Consider the following 15638-nt stretch of genomic DNA (forward strand, 5'->3'; position numbering starts at 1 on the left):
GACGACCGGCATTATGTGCGACATGAGTCCGACGCGCTGGGGCCCGCCGATCGACGTCCTCCCGTACTTCTCGAAAGAAGAGCAGGCGCTGATGACGCTGCTCGGCGCGCTGACCGACGAAGACTGGACGCGGCCGACGATGTGCGCGGGCTGGTCGGTCAAGGACGTCGCCGCCCACCTGCTCGGCGACAAGGTCGGCCGGCTCTCCCGCGGCCGCGACGGGCACGCGTCCGAAAGCCCCCGCGCGGGTGAGTCCTTCCCGCGGTTCATCGACCGGATCAACGAGGAGTGGGTTGTCGCCTGCCGTCGCCTGTCGACCGACGTTCTGCTCACGATGATGTACGAGTTCATGGGCCAGACGACCGAGTACTGGGCGCAGCTCGATCTCGACGCCGTGGGCGAGCCGGTCAGCTGGGCGGGCGACGAGCCCGCGCCGCGCTGGCTGGACGCGGCCCGCGAGTATTCGGAGTTCTGGGTCCACCACGTGCAGATCCGCGAGGCCCTGGAGCACACGCCGCTGGAGCGGGAGTACGCCGAGCCGATCGCCGACACGTTCGTCCGCGCGCTGCCGCACACCCTGCGCGACGTCGACGCGCGCGTCGGCAAGCAGGTCGGCTACACCGTGACCGGCGCCGGCAAGTGGTACGCCCGCCGCGAGCGCGACGGCTGGACGCTCGACCGCGGTGCGCCGCCGTCACGCACCCCGCTGGCCACGGTGACGACGGACCTGGACACGTTCTGGCGGCTCTGCACCCGCAACGCCGCCGACGTCGGCCGCATCCGCACGACCGGTGACGAAAACGTTTGCGCGCAGGTGCTGACGATGACGTCGATCATCGTCTGACCAGCGGGCAAGCGCTTGCGTCAGCGGCGGCGGGCCTGTTTTCGCAGCTGCAGGATCCGGGCGCCGCCGATCAGGGCGACGAGCGCCGCGCCGCCGATGGCCGAGAACAGCATCGCGATGGCCAGCGGCAGGCTGCCCTCGGCGCCGAAGAAGTGCACGGTCACCGAGTCCAGGTTCTGCAGGATGAAGATCAGCAGCAGGACCAGCACGATCAGCCCGGCGATCACCGCGACCCAGGTACCGCTGATGCGGGTCCGCTTGATCTTGGCGGCCCCGGCGGGCCGGCTGGGTGCGGGCCGGACCGGCGCGATCTCCTCGGGGCCGGGCCGGACGTCACCGGCGCGCTGTTCGGCGGGCTCCAGCGCGCCTTCGGGCACGTCGTTTTCGCCCAGCTGGTGGCGGCCGGGGCCGTCGCTGGCGGGCAAGTCACTGGTGGGGCGGTCGGCCGCGCCCCCGCGCGCGTGCGTCATGAGCCCAGTGTCCGTCTCACGCGCGGGGAGCGCCGCCCCAACCCCCCTAACGGGCGAAGCCGTCGACCTCCCGGAGGACGCGGAGCGTGTTCTTCCCGGCCAGTTTCGCGCAGTCTTCCTCACTCCAGCCGCGCTCGAGCAGCGCCGCGAACAACACCGGGTACTTGGACGTGTCCTCCAGGCCCTCCGGCAGGGAGCCGACGCCGTCGTAGTCGCCGCCCAGGCCGATGTGGTCGATCCCGGCGACCTCGCGGGCGTGCTCGACGTGCGCGACGACGTCCTCGACGGTGGCCTTCGGCTTGGCCGGGCCGTCCCACTCCTTCACGAACTGCCCGCGCTGCCCCAGGTTCCGGTAGTCCTGGCCCGCCGCCGCCATGGCGGCCTTCAGCTCGTGGTCCCACGCGGTGACCTTCGGCGAGACGAAGGCCGGCACGAACGTCGTCATCGCGACGCCGCCGTTGCCGGGCAGCAGCGCCAGGACGTCGTCCGGGATGTTGCGCGGGTGGTCGTTGACGGCGAGGCACGAGGAGTGGCTGAAGATCACCGGCACCGAGCTGACCTCGATCGCGTCGCGCATGGTCGTCGGCGCGACGTGCGAAAGGTCGACCATCATCCCGATCTTGTTCATCTCGCGCACGACGTCGCGGCCGAACTCGGTGAGCCCGCCGTGGGCCGGCTCGTCGGTGCCCGAGTCGGCCCAGGTGGTGTTGTAGTTGTGCGTCAGCGTCATGTACCGGACGCCGAGGCGGCGCAGGATCCGCAGCACGCCGAGCGACTCGGCGATGCTGTGCCCGCCTTCGGCGCCGAGCAGCGACGCGATCCGGCCGTCGGCGAACGCGGCCTCGGCCTCGTCCGCGGTGTCGACCAGCCGCAGCCGGTCGGGGTAGCGCTCGGCCAGCTGGTGGACGACCTCGATCTGCTCCAGCACCGCCGTCACGGCGCTGTGGCCCTCGAACTCACACGGCACGTAGACCGACCAGAACTGCATGCCGAGCTTCCCGTCGGCGAGCTTCGGGAAGTCGGTGTGCAGGGCCGGCTGCCGGACGGTCAGGTCCAGCGACGCGGCCGCCTCGACCGGGTTCGGGCCGCCGTGCTGCCGCAGTTCCCACGGCAGGTCGTTGTGCCCGTCGGCGAGGATGACCGAATCCAGCAGTTTGGTGGCGCGCTGTAGTGCCTCGTTAGTCATCGCCCGATCGTAGGCCGGGCCGATATACGGTCCGTACAAACGCTAGGCCGTGATCCACTTCGCCGCCGCCCGGACACCGTCGAGGGTGATCTGGTGCCCGCCGGGGTGACGTTGCGTGACGACGTTGGCACCGCGCTCGCGGAGGAACCCGATCAGCTCCTCGGTGGACGCCAGGGGCGCCATCGGGTCGCGTTCGCCGTTGGCCAGGAACACCCGCGACGCGCTGAGGTCGTGCTCCGGTGGCGCCGGAACCGGCGACATCGCCGCGAAGAGCGCGGCTTCCCGCACGACCTCCGGTCGCAGGAGGACCACCGCGGCCGCGATGTTGGCGCCGTTCGAGAAGCCGACGGCCACCAGCCGCCGGTCGCCGAGCCCGTACTTCTCGCGGGCTTCGAGGACGAAGTCGGCGAGCTGGTTCGCGCGCTTGACGACGTCTTCGTGGTCGAAGACGCCCTCGGCGAGCCGCCGGAACCAGCGCGGCGCGCCGTGTTCCGACACCGGGCCGGCCGGGGCCAGCACGGCGGCGTCCGGGTTCAGCTCGCGCGCCAGGCCGAGCAGGTCGTCCGGGCTGCCGCCGGTGCCGTGCAGCAGGAGCAGCACCGGCGCGTCCGGCGCGCCTTCGACGTACTTGTGCTCGAGCGTCATGACAGCTCCGGGTTGTTCTCGGCGGGGAGGTTCAGCTTCGGCAGCATGTGCTGGATCTCTTCGCGGCGCGGCTCCAGCCACGGCGGCAGCTTGAGCGCGCGGCCCAGCTCGAGCAGCGGCTCGTCGATGGCGAAGCCGGGCTCGTCGGTCGCGACCTCGAGGAGCGTGCCGCCCGGCTCGCGGAAGTAGATCGAGCGGAAGTACTGGCGGTCCAAGATGGACGTCACGTGCACACCCTGGTCCACGAGCTCTTCGCGCCAGGTCTTCTGGGTGGCTTCATCCGGCGCGCGCCAGGCGACGTGGTGCACGGTGCCCGCGGCGACCAGCCCGCGCGGCGCGTCCGGCGTCACGAGGACGTCGACCAGCGCGCCCGGCCCGCCTTCGCCGGCGGCGAAGCGCAGGCGGTTGCTTTCCTGGTGGGCGAAGCTGAGGCCGAGGCCGTCGGTGAGCATGCCGGCCGTGGCGTCCTCTTTGGTCACCGACAGGGTCACCGAGTGCAGGCCGCGGATCGCGTGCTCGGCGGGGACGAGCTCGGTGTCCCACGGGTCGCGCGGGTCGCCCTGCGGGTGCGCGACGAGGGCGAGCTTCAGGCCGTCGGGATCACGGAAGGTGAGCGTGTCCTCGTCGTCGGCGTTGCGGATCTCGCCGGTCTCGATCTTCTGCGCGGCCAGGTGCTGCTTCCACCAGCCGATCGAGGCCTCGGGGACGGAGAACGACGTGGTCGTCGCCTGGCCGGTGCCGTGCCGGCCGCTCGGCGCGTCGGGCCACGGGAAGAACGTCATCAGCGAGCCCGGCTTGCCGGAGCTGTCGCCGTAGTAGAGGTGGTAGGTGCCCGGGTCGTCGAAGTTCACGGTGGTCTTCACCAGCCGCAGGCCCAGGGTGCGCAGGTAGAAGTCGGCGTTGCGCTGCGGGTCGCCGCCGATGGCGGTCACGTGGTGCAAGCCGGACGTCTTGATCGACATGGTTGCCTCCTCGGGTCAAGGTAACCCCAGAACCTCTCGCTCGCAAGATATATTCCGTACAGACTTTCGGGTAGGCTGCTGCCGTGGATCCGAAGACCGACGACGACGAGATCGTCACGTGGTGGGGCCTGGTCATCGAGGGTTACCTGGCCACGCAGGACAAGCTGATGGGCGAGATCGCGGACCGCCTCGGGCTCGCGCCCGCGTCGTTCGACATCCTGCTGCGCCTCGTCCGCTCGCCCGACCACCGGATGCCGATGACCAAGCTGGCCACCGAGGCCGCGCTGTCCAGCGGCGGCTTCACGAAGGTGGCCGACCGCCTGGTGGCGGCCGACCTGATCTGCCGCGTCCCCAGCCCGGACGACCGCCGCGTCACGTTCGCCTCCCTCACCGACCACGGGCTCGACATGGCGAACAAGGCCCGGACCGCGGCGGCGGAGATCCTGCGCCGCATCGTGCTGACCCCGCTGGGTGACGACGCGGCAGCACTCGCGGAAGCCATGCGGACACTGCGCGCGTTCAACGCCTGACGTTGAAAAAGTCGAGGTCACCGGGGTGCGCGCGGTGGCGCACCATGGGAGTCATGCTGACCGAATCGACCATCACGACGATGCTCCCGGTGACCGACAGCGAACGCGCCGGCCACTTCTACGCGGACTCCCTCGGCCTGAAGCAGACGGGGAAGGGCGAAGACGGAACGCTGTACTTCGCGGCGGGCGCGGGCGCGATCGGCCTCCGCCCGATGCCGGCCGGCGCGCAGAGCGAGAACACGGCGCTGAGCTTCGAAGTCGTCGACCTCGAAGGCGAGATCAAGACGCTGGAGAGCCGGGGCGTGCGGTTCCAGGACTTCGAGATGGAGGGACTGAAGACGGTCGCGCACATCGCCGAGGTCGGCAACGAACGGGCGGCCTGGTTCGCCGACTCCGAGGGCAACGTGCTGTGCCTGCACCAGGTCCTAGGCTAGGCCGGGCATCAGCTTGATCGCGTTGCCCGACAGCACGCCGGTCAGCACGTCCTCCGGCAGCCCGAGCCCGGCCAGCGTCCGGACGTTCGTGGCCACGCTCGGCACCCCGGGCCAGTCCGTCCCGAAGACGAACTTCCCGGCCAGCCGCGCCAGGTCGAACCGCTGGTAGTACTCGGGCAGCTTCTTCGGCGGCAGCCCGGCGAGGTCGAGCCAGACGTTCTCCCGGGCGAGCGCCAGGAACGCCGCGACGTCGTACCACCAGCCGCGGCCGCCGTGCGCGAAGACGAACTGCAGCGAAGGGAAGTCTTCGACCACATCGGACATCAGCTCGGGATTGCCGAAACTGGTGCGGGACCCGGGAAAGCTCGACGTTCCCGAGTGGAGGATCACCGGCACGCCACGCTCGGCGCACAACGCGTAGACCGGGTACATCTCCTTGTCCGCCGGGGAGAACGCGCCGTGCACCGGGTGGATCTTCAGCGCGACCGCGCCCAGGTCCAGCTGCCGCTCGACCTCCACGGCCGGCGGGTGGTGCAGGTAGGGGTTGACGTTCGCGACGAGCCGGAACCGGGCCGGGTTGTGCGCGACCAGCGGCAGGTTGTCCTCGATCGGCTGAATCCCGGTGGCCCGCGGGCTGTACTCGCAGAACAGCAGCACGCGGTCGACGCCCTCGGCCGCCATCAGCTCGTCCATCGCCGACGGGATCACCGCACCGTCTTCGGAGTACACCGAACGCCACGGGTACGCCCCGGCGAAGTCGTGCGCCCACTGCATCCAGGCGGGCTTGAGCGTCGGCAGGCGCGGCGCGTGGACGTGCGCGTCGACCACGAAGTACCCGTCGATCAAGAGCTGGGCACCACCCGGAGCACGTCGCGGACCTGCTCGCGGATCACGTTCCGGCGGATCTTGCCGGTCGCCGTCTTCGGCAGTTCCGCCACCTCGACCACTCCTCGCGGGCGCTTGAACGCCGCGAGACCTTCGCGGCAGAACTCGATCAGCTCGTCCGGGTCCACCGTAACCCCGGGCGCCGCCACCACGCACGCCACCGGCTTGTCGAGGCCGTCGCTGTCCGGCGCGGCGACCACCGCGACCTCGGCGACCGCCGGGTGCTGCCGCAGCCGTTCCTCCACTTCGGACGGTGACACCCAGATCCCGCCCGCCTTGAGCATGTCGCCGAACCGCCCGAGGCAGCTGTACGTCCCGTCCTCGTTGCGCACGTAGCTGTCGCCGGTCCGCAGCCACTGGCCCTGGAACACGAGCTTCGTCGCGTCGTAGCGCGCCCAGTAGCCGGTCGCCGTCGACGGCCCGGCCACGAACAGCTCGCCCGGCTTGCCGACGGCGTCGATCACCGCGCCGGCCTCGTCGCGGATCTGGACGTCGTACCCGGGCACGGGCACGCCGGTGCTGCCCGGCCGGATCGTGCCCGGCTGGTTCGACAGGAAGATGTGCAGTGCCTCGGTGGACCCGATGCCGTCGAGGATCTCCAGGCCGAAGCGCGCCCGGAACCGTTCGAAGAGCGACGCCGGCAGCGGCTCCCCGGCCGAAACCGCGTGCCGCACCGAAGCGAACGAGTCGTCCGGGACGTCGCTGGCGAGCAGCGCCGCGTAGAACGTCGGGACGGCGAAGAACAACGTCGGCTGCTCTTCGCGTGCTCGTCGCGCGAACAACGCGGGCGTCGGGCGTGAAGGTTCGAGCAGCGTGGTGCCGCCCGCGCCGAGCGGGAAGAAGCACGAATTCCCCAGCCCGTAGGCGAAGAAGAGCTTGGGCACGGACAGGAACCGGTCGGCGGACGTCGTCGCCAGCACGCCGCGCGCGTACGTCTCGCACACCGCGCGGATGCTCGCGTGCCGGTGCATCGCGCCCTTCGGCTGCCCCGTCGTCCCCGACGTGTACAGCCACAGCGCGGGCGAATCCGCCCACGTCTGTCCACTTCGGAACGAGCCGGTCAGCGACGACCACTGGTGGGTCCGGACGCCGAACCCCGTCGCGTCCGAGCGGTCGAGGAGCACGTCGGTGACCTCGGGGGCGAGCCCGGCCGCCGTCACGGCCTGCTCGGCGAACTCGCCGGACACGCACAGGACGCGCGCCCGCGAGTCGGCCAGCATCTTGCCCAGCTCGAGCCCGGTGACCATCGTCGAAACCGGCACCGCGACCGCGCCGGCCAGCATCGCGCCGAGGATGCCGGTGAGCAGCTCGACGTCGTCGACCATGCAGAACATGACGCGTTCCTCGGGCCGCACGCCCAGTTCGACGAGCCCGCCCGCGACCCGCCGGGACTCCTCCGCCAGCTCGGCGTAGGTGAGCGAACGCCGGGGCGACACGACCGCGGTCGCGTCCGGGCGTCCGGCCGAAAGCAGGTACTCCGCCGCGTTGAACCCTGTGGCCACCCAGACCTCCTACGTGAGGTACACGTACTCGTAGTCGAAGGGCTTCCCGTTGATGCCCTGCCGCGGCGGCGCCACCCAGCTCGCGATCTTCCCCCGCTCGTACACCGGGTGCATCAGCGAGCGGACGAACGTGAGGTCCTCGGTCGTGGGCAGCCACTTGCTCTTGCCGGCCTGCCAGGTCGCCTCGTCGACGATGGTGCCGTCGGGAGTGACGTGGTGGCCGGAGTTTATGCCGACTTCGCGGTTGAAGCCAGGGTGCGGCAGCTTGAACGAACGGTCGATGCCGGCCTCGGAGAGGATCTTGTTCCACCGGTTGACGCCGGTCTGGCAGTCGGCCACGTACTCGCTGCGCAAGTCGAGGTTCAGCAGCAGGATCGCCTGCATCTCCTCGGTCGTCCAGGTGCCGTCGCCGGCCGGCTTCTCCAGGTTGCGGGCGTCGTCGGTGAGCTTGTGGTCGTCCTTGCGGCGTGTCTCCTGCCAGCGGCCCTTGAGCCCGGCGGTGTAGTAGTTCGCCGCGTTCGTCGACGTCTCGCTGCCGAAGAGGTCGAGCGAGACGGTGTAGTGGAAGTTGATGTACTTCTGGATCAGGTCCAGGGGGATCCCGCCGTGCGGGCCGATGTCGAACGTGTCGTGCTCGCGGATCAGCTCGGCGCTGCGGGTCACCACGCGGTCGACGCCGGTGGTGCCGACCATCATGTGGTGCGCTTCTTCCTTCAGCATGAACTCGCAGGTGCGCGAGAGCGGGTCGAAGGAGGACTCCTTGAGCGTGCCGAGCTGGTACTTCCCGTCGCGGTCGGTGAAGTAGGTGAACATGTAGAAGGCCAGCCAGTCGGCGGTTTCCTCGTTGAACGCGCCGAGGATGCGCGGCGCGTCGGGACTGCCCGAGTTGCGCAGCAACAGCCCTTCGGCCTCGTCCCGGCCTTCGCGGCCGAAGTAGGCGTGCAGCAGGTACACCATCGCCCACAGGTGCCTGCCCTCTTCGACGTTGACCTGGAACAGGTTCCGCAGGTCGTAGAGGCTGGGTGCGGTGAGCCCCAGCAGTTTCTGCTGCTCGACCGACGCCGGTTCGGTGTCGCCCTGGATGACGATCAGCCGTTGCAGGTCGGCGCGGTACTCGCCGGGCACCTGCTGCCACACCGGCTCGCCCTTGTGCTCCCCGAAGGCGATCCGCCGGTCCGGGTCGCGCTCGGCGAGGAAGATCCCCCAGCGGTAGTCCGGCACGTTGACGTGGTCGAAGTGCGCCCACCCCTCGCGGCCGACGCTGACGGCGGTGCGCAGGTAGACGCCCTGGGTCTCGAGCGTCGGCCCCATTTCGCCCCACCAGTGCATGAACTTCGGCTGCCAGCCCTCGAGCGCCCGCTGCAGCCGCCGGTCCTCGGAAAGGTTGACGTTGTTGGGGATCTTGGCGTCGTAGTCGATCTTCTCGGGCATCTGCGCTAGACCCGCTTCCTGTCGAAGACGGCCTTCTGGCCGGTCCCGTACCGGCGCAGCGCGCCGTCCGGCCCGGCCGCGTTCGGCCGGGTGAAAATCCAGTTCTGCCAGGCCGCCAGCCTGCCGAAGATCTTGGTCTCGACGGTCTCGGGACCGACGAACCGGTGGTTGGCCTCCATCCCGGTCAGCGCGTCCGGGGACAGCGACGCCCGGCCTTCCAGCGCGATCCGGATCTCGTCCGCCCAGTCGAGGTCGTCCGGCGCGTCGGTGACCAGGCCGAGTTCGACGGCTTCGGCCGGGGTGAGGTCGCGGTTCTTCTCACGCGCGAGCCAGGCGAGGTGGTCGTCGTCGCCGTAGAACCGCGCCTGCAGGCGGGTCAGGCCGTTGCCCATCGGGAACGCGCCGAAGTTGGCGTCCGTCAAGCGGATCGACGCGCGCTCTTCGCTGTCTTCGTCGTCGATCGGCGGGCCGTCGAGGATGTACTGCCGGTCGGCGGCCAGCGCGATCTCCAGCAGCGCGCCGGTGAAGCAGCTGCCGGGTTCGATGAGCGCGATCAGGCTGCGGCTGGTGACGTCGAGGCGCTTGAGCACGCGCTTGAAGTAGTGCGTGATCTCGTTGGCCAGCCAGTCCTTCTTGCCGAGGACGGCCTGCTCGTGCGCGTCGACCTTCGCGGGGTCGCCCTCGGTGCGCAGGACCCACGTGCCGGCTTCGACTTCGTTGGTGCGCAGCCGCAGGATGGCGTCGTCCAGCTCGCGGGTCATCGCGAGGAACCAGCCGTTCGCGCCCTCTTCGTGCAGGTCGCCCGGGTCGTTCTCGGGCCCCTTGATGGTGATCGTGGCGCGGTCCTTCTCGACTGCCACGTCGACATGGCGATGTTCGAGCGGGGTCAGCTCGATGCCGCCCTCGCCGGTCCGGTCGGACTCGCGCGCGATCTCCCGGGCCCGCTTCGCCACGGCCTCGCGGAAGCCCTGGCGCGGCACCAGTTCGTCGACCAGGCGCCAGTCGACCGCCGTCTTGCCCTTGACGCCGTCCGGGCGCGTCGCGAAGACGTCGGCGAGGTCGCGCCGGACGCGCCGCTTGTCGACCACGCGCGTCAGGCCGCCGGTGCCGGGCAGCACGCCGAGCAGCGGCACCTCCGGCAGCGCGACGGTCGAGGAGTTGTCGTCGACCAGGAGGATCTTCTCGCAGGCCAGCGCGATCTCGTAGCCGCCGCCGGCGCAGGTGCCGTTCACCGCGGCCACGTACGTCTGACCGGAGTGCTCGGTCGCGTCCTCCATGCCGTTGCGGGTCTCGTTGGTGAACTTGCAGAAGTTCACCTTCCAGTGGTGCTCGGACGCGGCGAGCATCCGGATGTTCGCGCCGGCGCAGAACACCTTGTCCTTCGCGCTGGTCACCACCACCACGCGCACCTCGGGGTGCTCGAACCGCAGCCGCTGCGTCGCGTCGTACAGCTCGATGTCGACCCCGAGGTCGTAGGAGTTGAGCTTGAGCTCGTACCCCTCGACGAGCCCGCCCTGCTCGTCGACGTCCATTTCCAGCCAGGCGACCTCCCCGTCGACGTTGAGCCGCCAGTGGCGGTACTCGTCCGGACGGCGGTCGAAGGTCACCGGCGTGGTGGTGGTCACTCTCCCGATTGTCTACATGAGTCAGACGAACGTCAATGTTGTGTAGAAACTTGATCTCGCACGCTCACCCGGTTGAGCACCGACCACGCCCACGTTACGAACACCCACAGGGCGAGCGCTGCCGCCGAGTCGGTGAAGATCGTGGCGAACCAGAACGCCGGGATCCGCGGCACGCCGACCAGGAAGTGCCCCGCGCTCGCCAGCCCCGAAAGCGAGTAGACCAGCAGGAACGCCAGCGCCCGCGGGTAGTTCCCGCGCTGGTAGGCGCGGTAGCCGAGCCAGCCGAACGTCGTGAACAGCACCCAGCCGAAGGCCACGACGATCTGCGCCGCGAGCACCGGCAGGCCGGGGATCTGCGGGTAGTCGACCGCCCGGATCACGTTGTGCGCGTAGTGCAGCGTCGTCGTGAGCAGCGAGAAGCCGAGGATCACGCGAAGTGGCGTCAGCCCCTTCTCCCGAAGTACGTCCATCGCGGGCCCCCTAGCCGACTTGATAGATCGCTCTAGCGATCGAAGGTACCGCGCGGCGGCCTCGCCGGGCAAGACGAGGCCGCCGCCGGTGTCACACCAGGTCGATGCGGTGCTGGGTGACCGGGTAGCCCGCCTTGGCGAAGGCCTTGGCCATCGGGACGTTGCCGACGTCGGTGCCCGCGACGATCTTGTCCGCGCCGTGCGCGACGAGGTCGTGCGTGGCCTCGACCAGCAGGTCGTACGCGTAGCCGTGGCCGCGGTGCTCCGGCACGACGGCGACATAGCCGACCACCGGGTCGTAGGCGTTGCGGCTCGGCAGCGTCAGCCCGACGAGGTCGCCTTCGCGCGTGTACGCCAGCCGCCACCAGTCCCGCGGCGCCGGCATCCACTTCATGATGTCCAGGTCTTCTCGCGCGGCCGCCTCGAGCCCGTGCTCCTCGACCGTCTTCCGGACGTGCGCGTCGAGGCTGCCGACGTGCACGCGCTTGAAGACCTCGAGGATGACGTCGTCGTCCGGCTCGGGCCGGAAGTCCAGCCGGCCCGGACGGTCCGGCAGGCCGTTTTCCGGCGTCCAGCAGAACCGGTAGCGCTCGACGAGCTTGTGGTAGCCCGCCTTCTCGGCCGCCTCGACGCGGACGTCGACCTCGTGCTTGACGGCCGGGTCGTCCTGCCACGCGGGTGGCGTGGTCAGCGAGTACTCCGCCCGCAACGGCGCCCGCCTCAGCAGCTCGACGCCCGCGTCGAAGTCGGTGAAGTCGAACCAGTCGAGCGCGATCGGGGTTTCGTCCTTCGGCGTCCCCCACCACGCGGCCCGCGCCACGACGACGTCTTCGCGCAGCGCGACCCAGACCCACTCGGGCCGGTATTCGCCCTGGGCGGCCATCTCGGCGAAGTCGTTGCCGAGCACCTTGCGGCCGACGAGGCCGCGGTCGGGCAGGGAGGTGAAGAGGTGTTCTTCGCCCGCTTCGAGCGGACGCACGACCAGTTCGGTCATGAAGGTCCTTCCGGGAGGTGCGCTCCCGGTCTAAGGACCCGGCACCCTCGATCCGGGGTGGGAGCGCATGATCGGTTGCGTGATCACGGGACCCACCTCCTTTCGCTGGTCAAGGGTGCTCGGCACAAGCTAGAGAAATCCCCTTCGGCCCGTCAACGGATTTTCTGGAGCACGACCCGCGTGCTCAACCGCGGCTGGTCGTAGGCGTGCGAAGCCTCCAGGACGTACTCGCCGGCGATGTGCTGCCAGCCGTCGCGCCAGACTTCGACGGACCTCGGCTTGATCGCGACGTCGACTTCGACGGCCTCACCGGGCCCGGCTTCGACGCTCGCGAAGCCGGCGAGCCAGCGGTGCGGGCGGTCGCCGCGTTCGGTCGGGGCGAGGTAGAGCTGGACGACTTCGCGGCCCTTCCGCGCTCCCGAGTTGCGGACTCGGACTCGGACGCGCGTGCCGCCTTCGTCGTCCGGGTAGACGTCGAGCTCTTCGTACACCCAGGTCGTGTAGCCCTGGCCGTGGCCGAACCAGTACGCGGGCTTCTGCTCGACCCGGGCCCAGGCGCTGTAACCGATGTAGACGCCTTCGCCGTACTCGAGCACGCCTTCTTCCGGTGTCACATCGGTGACCGGAGCGTCTTCGAGCTTGGCCGGCCAGGTCGTCGGGAGGCGGCCGCCGGGTTCTTCGTGACCGAGGAGGACGTCGGCGAGCGCGTCGCCGCCGGCCTGGCCGGGGAACCAGGTCAGCAGCACCGCGGCGACGTCGTTCCGCCACGGCATCTCGACCGGGGAGCCCGCGTTGACGACGACCACGGTGTTGGGGTTGACCTCGGCCACGCGCTCGACCAGCTCGTCCTGCCGTCCCGGCAGGGCGAGGGAAGTGCGGTCGAAGCCCTCGCTCTCGACCTCGGCGGTGGTGCCGACCACGACGACGGCGACGTCCGACTTCCCCGCCGCGGCAACGGCTTCCTCGAGCGCGGCGTCCGGGTCGAGCACCGGGCCGCGGTGGCCGAGCGCGAAGGTGACCCAGGCGAAGGTGCCGCGGGCGAACTCCGCCATCTCCGACGGGATCCAGTACGTCAGGCTGACGTCCACCAGCTCGCCCGCCGTCAGTTCGGCCTCCCGGCGCTGCTCGATCACCTGCATGATCGAGGTGAAGACGTCGCCGCCTTCGGGCAGGTTCACGCCGTCGAAGAGGGTTTGGCCGCCGACGGTCAGGCGGAGGTCGCCGGGACCGGTCAGGCCGAAAGTGTGCGTTCCGCTGCGCTCCGGCAGGTACGTGCCGTGGATTTCGACGGACGCGAGCGTCGCCATGTCGAGGCCGGCCGGGAGTTCCCCGATCCAGGAGATTTTTGCTTCCCTGAGCGGAAATTCAGCCAATCGGGTGCCATCCGCGGCTTTGGCCGTGACGCGGAGCCGGAAATTGTCGGTGGCCGGCGGTAGCGTCGTTCGCGGATCGGCACCGGTCGAAAACGTGAGGTCGGTGCCCGGGGGAACGGCCTTCCTGAGGCCGTCGAGAGGGGAGATGACGTGGTCCGGGAACACGGTGGCACTGCCGCCGCCGAGGATCTTCGGGTCCTCGGCCAACGCGCCGATGAGGGCGATGCTCCGCGGCTCGCGCAGGGGCAGTACTCCGGTTTCGTTGCTGAGCAACACGAACGACCGGTGCGCGAGTTCGCGTGCGACCGCGTCACCGTCCAAATCGGACTTCTCCGGCGCGGCGGCGTCGCCGAGCGCGCCGGTCCGGTGGGCCAGCAGGAGCACGCGGCGGACCATGTCGTCGACGACGTCTTCGTCGACTTCGCCGTCGCGCACGGCTTCCGCGAGCCGTTCGCCGAACACCGTGCGCGGGCCGGGCATCGCGACGTCGAGGCCGCCGTTGGCGGAGGCGACGGTGTCGCGCGCGGCCAGCCAGTCGGAGACGACGAAGCCGTCGAAGCCCCATTCGTCGCGCAGCACGCCGTTGAGCAGTTCGGCGTGCTGGGTCATCGTGGTGCCGTTGACGCTGTTGTAGGCGGCCATGATCCCCCACGGCTTCGCGCGCCGGACGATGAGCTCGAAGGGCGCCAGGTAGAGCTCGCGCAGCGCGCGTTCGCCGACGCGGACGTCGGCGGTGAAGCGCTCGGTCTCGAAGTCGTTGGCGACGAAGTGCTTGACCGTGACGGCGACCCCGCCGTCCTGCACGCCGGTGACGTAGCCGGCGCCCAGCATCCCGGTGAGGAGGGGATCTTCCGAGTAGCACTCGAAGTGACGGCCGCCCAGCGGCGAGCGCTGGAGGTTGACCGTGGGCGCCAGCAGCACGTGCACGCCCTTGCGGCGGGCCTCCTGCGCGAGCAGCCGGCCGGCGCGCACGGCCAGTCGCGGGTCCCAGCTCGCGGCGAGGGCCGTCGGGCTGGGGAGGGTCACCGAGGGGTCGTCCGGGCTCCACCGCGTCCCGCGGACGCCGACCGGGCCGTCGGAGAGCACGAGGGAGGCCAGGCCGATGTCGCCGATCGCGGGCAGGGACCAGACGTCCTGCCCGGCGAGCAGGCGGGCCTTGGTGTCCAGGTCGAGCTCGGCCAGCAGCGCGTCGACGTCGAAGCTCATGGCCCTACTCTACCTGGCAGTGGGTAGTGAAAGTTATGGTTCCGTGACAGCTTCTCCCGTAGGCTCGGGATCATGACGCGGGCCAGGGGCGCCGACCGCCGGGCGAGCATCGTCCGAGCGGCGTTCGAAGTGATCGCCGAACGCGGCTATCGCGGCACTTCGCTGGCCGCGGTGGCCGAGCGCGTCGGGCTGACGCAGCAGGGGCTGATGCACTACTTCCCGACGAAGGAAGACCTGCTGGCGGCAGTGCTGGAGACCCGTGACGAGTGGGATCTCCTGCACTTCGGCCACGCCCCGCCGGGCGACGAGTCGTCGATGACGGTCAACCAGCTGGCCGACCTCGTCGACTACAACGCGACCCGGCCGGGGATCGTCCAGACGTACACGGTGCTTTCGGCGGACAGCGTCACGGAAGACCACCCGGCCCGGGAGTACTTCCACGACCGGTACGCGCGCGTCCGGGCGGGCATGACCCAGATGCTGGAGCGCCACCGGGACGAGCTGCCCCCGGGCACGACACCGGAACAGCTGGCCCCCATCGCGATCGCGGTCCTGGACGGCCTGCAGCTGCAATGGCTCCTGGACCCGGACGAGGTCGACATGCCGGCGGGCTTCCGGGCGTTCCTGACCCTGCTGGGCATCAAGCCGGACTGACGAGTCCCGGTCCGGCCCCCGGGGCGTCAGCCCATGCCCACGCTCTGGCGCTCCGGCTCGATGAGGGCCACCACCCGGGCCTGCTCCCGCGGGTAGCCCTGGCCGAGGTACTTGGTCGCGATCCGGTCCACGATCGCCCAGCCGGCGTCCCCGTCGATCCACTCGACCACGCGGCCGCGGACGATCACGGGCTCGAACGGGTTGTCCACGGGGGTCAGGGAGAGCGCCACCCGGGCGTCGCGCCGCAGGTTGCGGGCCTTGACCGAGTCCGGGCCGGTCATGATCGCGATGCGGTCGCCTTCCGGGTCGACCCACACCGGGACCGAGTGCGGGGCCCCGTCGGGCAGGACGGTGGCGAGGTGGCCGATCGCGGTGGTGGCGATGATCCGGCGGACGTCGTCGTTCAGCATGGTGCGCTCCTTCGGGT

General features: G+C 70.2%; 16 protein-coding genes. 4 read left to right on the forward strand and 12 right to left on the reverse strand.

What is annotated here, in order from left to right; all coding sequences use genetic code 11:
- Nucleotides 1–22 precede the first annotated feature (22 nt).
- Nucleotides 23–844: a maleylpyruvate isomerase family mycothiol-dependent enzyme gene (locus ACWEN0_RS05050; protein ID WP_451969038.1), complete on the forward strand. Its 822-nt coding sequence runs from the start codon at nt 23–25 to the stop codon at nt 842–844.
- A 20-nt stretch (nt 845–864) separates the two neighbouring features.
- On the opposite strand, the gene ACWEN0_RS05055 is transcribed toward ACWEN0_RS05050, so the two are convergent.
- The 4 genes from ACWEN0_RS05055 to ACWEN0_RS05070 are packed head-to-tail and all read right to left on the reverse strand — an operon-like array spanning nt 865 to nt 4107.
- On the reverse strand, nt 865–1314 hold the full coding sequence (locus ACWEN0_RS05055) for a LapA family protein (protein WP_451969040.1): 450 nt from the start codon (nt 1312–1314) through the stop codon (nt 865–867).
- Between the two features lie 46 nt (nt 1315–1360).
- Nucleotides 1361–2500 (reverse strand): dipeptidase, encoded by a 1140-nt coding sequence (locus ACWEN0_RS05060; protein ID WP_451969041.1) that lies wholly within the window; start codon nt 2498–2500, stop codon nt 1361–1363.
- 42 nt (nt 2501–2542) lie between these two features.
- Entirely contained in the window at nt 2543–3145 is a 603-nt protein-coding gene (locus ACWEN0_RS05065) for an alpha/beta hydrolase (RefSeq protein WP_451969042.1), read from the reverse strand.
- Complete coding sequence (locus ACWEN0_RS05070) at nt 3142–4107, reverse strand: ring-cleaving dioxygenase (RefSeq protein ID WP_451969044.1); 966 nt, start codon at nt 4105–4107, stop codon at nt 3142–3144. Before ACWEN0_RS05070 ends, ACWEN0_RS05065 begins: the two co-directional genes overlap by 4 nt.
- Nucleotides 4108–4190: 83 nt before the next feature.
- Between ACWEN0_RS05070 and ACWEN0_RS05075 the strand changes: the two genes are divergently transcribed.
- A complete protein-coding gene (locus ACWEN0_RS05075; RefSeq protein WP_451969046.1) occupies nt 4191–4637 on the forward strand; it encodes a MarR family winged helix-turn-helix transcriptional regulator in 447 nt (148 codons plus the stop codon).
- 53 nt (nt 4638–4690) lie between these two features.
- Nucleotides 4691–5071 carry a VOC family protein gene (locus ACWEN0_RS05080; RefSeq protein ID WP_451969047.1) on the forward strand — a complete coding sequence of 127 codons (381 nt, stop codon included), beginning with the start codon at nt 4691–4693 and terminating at the stop codon, nt 5069–5071.
- Here ACWEN0_RS05080 and ACWEN0_RS05085 read toward each other — a convergent pair.
- The 7 genes from ACWEN0_RS05085 to ACWEN0_RS05115 all read right to left on the reverse strand — a co-directional run bounded on the left by ACWEN0_RS05085 (nt 5063) and on the right by ACWEN0_RS05115 (nt 14557).
- Complete coding sequence (locus tag ACWEN0_RS05085) at nt 5063–5917, reverse strand: amidohydrolase family protein (RefSeq protein ID WP_451969048.1); 855 nt, start codon at nt 5915–5917, stop codon at nt 5063–5065. The two genes, ACWEN0_RS05080 and ACWEN0_RS05085, sit on opposite strands and share 9 nt — an antisense overlap.
- Entirely contained in the window at nt 5914–7458 is a 1545-nt protein-coding gene (locus tag ACWEN0_RS05090; protein ID WP_451969049.1) for a benzoate-CoA ligase family protein, read from the reverse strand. Before ACWEN0_RS05090 ends, ACWEN0_RS05085 begins: the two co-directional genes overlap by 4 nt.
- Nucleotides 7459–7467: 9 nt before the next feature.
- Nucleotides 7468–8889: a benzoyl-CoA 2,3-epoxidase subunit BoxB gene (gene boxB / locus ACWEN0_RS05095; RefSeq protein ID WP_451969050.1), complete on the reverse strand. Its 1422-nt coding sequence runs from the start codon at nt 8887–8889 to the stop codon at nt 7468–7470.
- A 5-nt stretch (nt 8890–8894) separates the two neighbouring features.
- The gene (gene boxC, locus ACWEN0_RS05100; RefSeq protein ID WP_451969051.1) at nt 8895–10514 is read right to left on the reverse strand and encodes a 2,3-epoxybenzoyl-CoA dihydrolase; all 1620 of its coding nucleotides are present in this window, start codon (nt 10512–10514) and stop codon (nt 8895–8897) included.
- A 32-nt stretch (nt 10515–10546) separates the two neighbouring features.
- The gene (locus tag ACWEN0_RS05105) at nt 10547–10984 is read right to left on the reverse strand and encodes a hypothetical protein (RefSeq protein WP_451969052.1); all 438 of its coding nucleotides are present in this window, start codon (nt 10982–10984) and stop codon (nt 10547–10549) included.
- A 91-nt stretch (nt 10985–11075) separates the two neighbouring features.
- Nucleotides 11076–11978, reverse strand: coding sequence for a GNAT family N-acetyltransferase (locus ACWEN0_RS05110; protein ID WP_451969054.1), 903 nt, complete (start codon nt 11976–11978; stop codon nt 11076–11078).
- Between the two features lie 152 nt (nt 11979–12130).
- Entirely contained in the window at nt 12131–14557 is a 2427-nt protein-coding gene (locus ACWEN0_RS05115; protein WP_451969056.1) for a beta-glucosidase H, read from the reverse strand.
- A 72-nt stretch (nt 14558–14629) separates the two neighbouring features.
- Here ACWEN0_RS05115 and ACWEN0_RS05120 point away from each other — a divergent pair, with 72 nt between their 5' ends.
- Nucleotides 14630–15211, forward strand: coding sequence for a TetR/AcrR family transcriptional regulator (locus tag ACWEN0_RS05120; protein WP_451969058.1), 582 nt, complete (start codon nt 14630–14632; stop codon nt 15209–15211).
- A 26-nt stretch (nt 15212–15237) separates the two neighbouring features.
- On the opposite strand, the gene ACWEN0_RS05125 is transcribed toward ACWEN0_RS05120, so the two are convergent.
- Nucleotides 15238–15621, reverse strand: a complete 384-nt coding sequence (locus tag ACWEN0_RS05125; RefSeq protein ID WP_451969060.1) for a TIGR03618 family F420-dependent PPOX class oxidoreductase — start codon at nt 15619–15621, stop codon at nt 15238–15240.
- Nucleotides 15622–15638 lie beyond the last annotated feature (17 nt).

The organism is Amycolatopsis sp. NPDC004378 (assembly GCF_053602455.1).

Excerpts from the sequence above, each read along its gene's own strand:
- ACWEN0_RS05050 (WP_451969038.1), top strand. The coding sequence starts at position 23 with ATGAGTCCGACGCGCTGGGGCCCGCCGATCGACGTCCTCCCGTACTTC.
- ACWEN0_RS05055 (WP_451969040.1), bottom strand. The coding sequence starts at position 1,314 with ATGACGCACGCGCGCGGGGGCGCGGCCGACCGCCCCACCAGTGACTTG.
- ACWEN0_RS05060 (WP_451969041.1), bottom strand. The coding sequence starts at position 2,500 with ATGACTAACGAGGCACTACAGCGCGCCACCAAACTGCTGGATTCGGTC.
- ACWEN0_RS05065 (WP_451969042.1), bottom strand. The coding sequence starts at position 3,145 with ATGACGCTCGAGCACAAGTACGTCGAAGGCGCGCCGGACGCGCCGGTG.
- ACWEN0_RS05070 (WP_451969044.1), bottom strand. The coding sequence starts at position 4,107 with ATGTCGATCAAGACGTCCGGCTTGCACCACGTGACCGCCATCGGCGGC.
- ACWEN0_RS05080 (WP_451969047.1), top strand. The coding sequence starts at position 4,691 with ATGCTGACCGAATCGACCATCACGACGATGCTCCCGGTGACCGACAGC.
- boxB (WP_451969050.1), bottom strand. The coding sequence starts at position 8,889 with ATGCCCGAGAAGATCGACTACGACGCCAAGATCCCCAACAACGTCAAC.
- ACWEN0_RS05105 (WP_451969052.1), bottom strand. The coding sequence starts at position 10,984 with ATGGACGTACTTCGGGAGAAGGGGCTGACGCCACTTCGCGTGATCCTC.
- ACWEN0_RS05110 (WP_451969054.1), bottom strand. The coding sequence starts at position 11,978 with ATGACCGAACTGGTCGTGCGTCCGCTCGAAGCGGGCGAAGAACACCTC.
- ACWEN0_RS05115 (WP_451969056.1), bottom strand. The coding sequence starts at position 14,557 with ATGAGCTTCGACGTCGACGCGCTGCTGGCCGAGCTCGACCTGGACACC.
- ACWEN0_RS05120 (WP_451969058.1), top strand. The coding sequence starts at position 14,630 with ATGACGCGGGCCAGGGGCGCCGACCGCCGGGCGAGCATCGTCCGAGCG.
- ACWEN0_RS05125 (WP_451969060.1), bottom strand. The coding sequence starts at position 15,621 with ATGCTGAACGACGACGTCCGCCGGATCATCGCCACCACCGCGATCGGC.